Annotated in this window: 2 protein-coding genes; both read left to right on the forward strand. The window is 34.1% G+C overall.

Annotated elements, in window-relative coordinates:
• Nucleotides 1-79 precede the first annotated feature (79 nt).
• Entirely contained in the window at nt 80-1,534 is a 1,455-nt protein-coding gene (locus tag SOY52_RS00330) for a M81 family metallopeptidase (protein ID WP_320846996.1), read from the forward strand.
• Between the two features lie 14 nt (nt 1,535-1,548).
• Entirely contained in the window at nt 1,549-2,052 is a 504-nt protein-coding gene (locus tag SOY52_RS00335; protein ID WP_320846997.1) for a flavodoxin domain-containing protein, read from the forward strand.
• Nucleotides 2,053-2,100: the final 48 nt, after the last annotated feature.

Here is a 2,100-nt window from a genome sequence, read left to right on the forward strand (position 1 = left end):
GTGGTTTACTCCGTCAAAGTGAATTTACTATCACACATACTTCTTCTCAAAGAGTTAGTCAGGTTATGGGATTATTGTAATGAAGATTTTTACAGGTGGTTTTCACCACGAATCAGATACATTTAATCCTATTATTACTGGTCGTGAAGATATAATTGTACGACGAAATGATGATTTTAACTCTCAAATGAGAGAGGATAGTCTATTTGGAATAATATCACGGTTAAAAGAAAGAGGACATGAGGTTATTACCTCCTTGCATGCTAGAGCCGTTCCAAATGGGGAATGGGATAAGAGTGTTTATCTTTCTTTACGCTATGAGTTTATAAACAGTTTAAAGAAGGCACTGCCTGTAGATGGAATTTGTCTTGCCTTGCATGGGTCTATGCGGGTAAAAGATCTGGGTAAGGCAGAGACAGATATTCTAAAGCAAATAAAAAATATTTGTCCCAATACTCCTATAGTCATTGCCCTTGATATGCATGCGACAATTACTGAGGAAATGCTTAGCTTAATAGATGGTGTAGTAGGGTATAAGTGTGCTCCCCATACTGATACAATTGAAACTGGTGAAAAAGCTGCTGATATTCTTTTAGATATTTTAGACGGTAAAAAGTTTTGCATGAGCGCTTATCACATTCCAATGTTGATAGCAGGCGAAAAGAGCGAGACCTCTACATTCCCAATGAATGAAATCATGGATGATATTAGGAGAAAAGAAGCAGCTGAGGAGGTGTCATCAATTTCTCTCTTTATGGGTTTCCCATGGGCCGATGTAGAAGAGAATGGTATCACAGCTTTAGCTATTGCAACTACAAAAGAAAAGGCTTCAAATGTTGCATTAACTATTGCAAATAATGTGATTAGCCATAAGGATGATTTTAACTTTTGTACTCAAGCTTATGAAATGCAAGAGTCGATAATTAAATGTAAAGAGGAAATAGAAAAAAAATCTTTTCCTATTATTCTTTCAGATAGTGGTGATAACCCAACTGCGGGATCAAGTGGTGATGTAACAAATTTCTTAAAATTAATATTAAAGGAAGAGAAATTAAAAACCTTAAATCCACCTATTATTTATCAAGCTTTTTATGATCCAGAGGTAGTAAATCTTGCATTTGAGTCAGGCATTAATTCTGTGATCAAGGGAAGTCTTGGGGCAAAATTTGATAAAGTAAAAAGTTCTCCAATTGACTTTGAAGGAAGAGTTATTTCTCTTTGTGATAACTTTCCAGGAAGTAAGATTGCATTAATCAATATTGATGGTATTGATGTTGTTGTTACTTATTCTCATGTTGGATGCTACGAGCCAGAGATGATGAGGAAATTGAATATTATTCCAGAAGAACGAAAGGTTATTGTTGTTAAACTTGGATACCTTGAGCCTGAACTAAAAAAAATAGCAAATACAGCTATTTTGGTTTTATCTGATGGTAGCTCAGATGAAATCTATACTCGATTAAATTATAAGGCTTTACCAAGACCAATATATCCTCTTGATAACTTTGAAATAAAGGCTAAACAAATTTTTTAAAAGAGGTAAACTAAATGCATAAATATAAGGTTGTATATGTTTCTAAAACTGGCTTTACGAAACAATATGCTGAATATATTGCTTCTGCATTAAATGTTAAAGCAGAGCTTTATAAAAAAGGTACAAATACAAAAGAATATAGCAAAGTGATATTCTGTTCTTTTGTTTTTGGTGGTAATATCTCAGAGCTTGCGGATATTAAGAATGAAGTTGATGATGATAAGCTATTTGTTTTAGCAACAGGTATATATCCTCCTTCTCCTCAGCGCCTTAGCTTACTTGCAAAGGATAATAGGCTTGATGAGTCAAGACTATACTACGTTTCTGGTGGATTGGATTTTTCCAATCTAAACTTTATTAAAAAAGCTATGCTTAAGATGGTTAGATCTACATTGGAGAAAAAGAGCGATAGAGGTGCTGATGATAATGAAGCCTTAAGAAGATTAACTCAAGGTGGTTGCTTTGTAGACTTAAATTCTTCGAATCCGCTGATAAAGGATGTATTAGATGAAAGATAAATCTGTTTGTCCACTTTCTGCATATTGTGGTAGTTGTGATTACGTTGG

It is taken from the genome of Bullifex sp. (assembly GCF_034103065.1).
GTDB lineage: Bacteria > Spirochaetota > Spirochaetia > Sphaerochaetales > Sphaerochaetaceae > Bullifex.

Excerpts from the sequence above, each read along its gene's own strand:
- SOY52_RS00335 (WP_320846997.1), top strand. The coding sequence starts at position 1,549 with ATGCATAAATATAAGGTTGTATATGTTTCTAAAACTGGCTTTACGAAA.
- SOY52_RS00330 (WP_320846996.1), top strand. The coding sequence starts at position 80 with ATGAAGATTTTTACAGGTGGTTTTCACCACGAATCAGATACATTTAAT.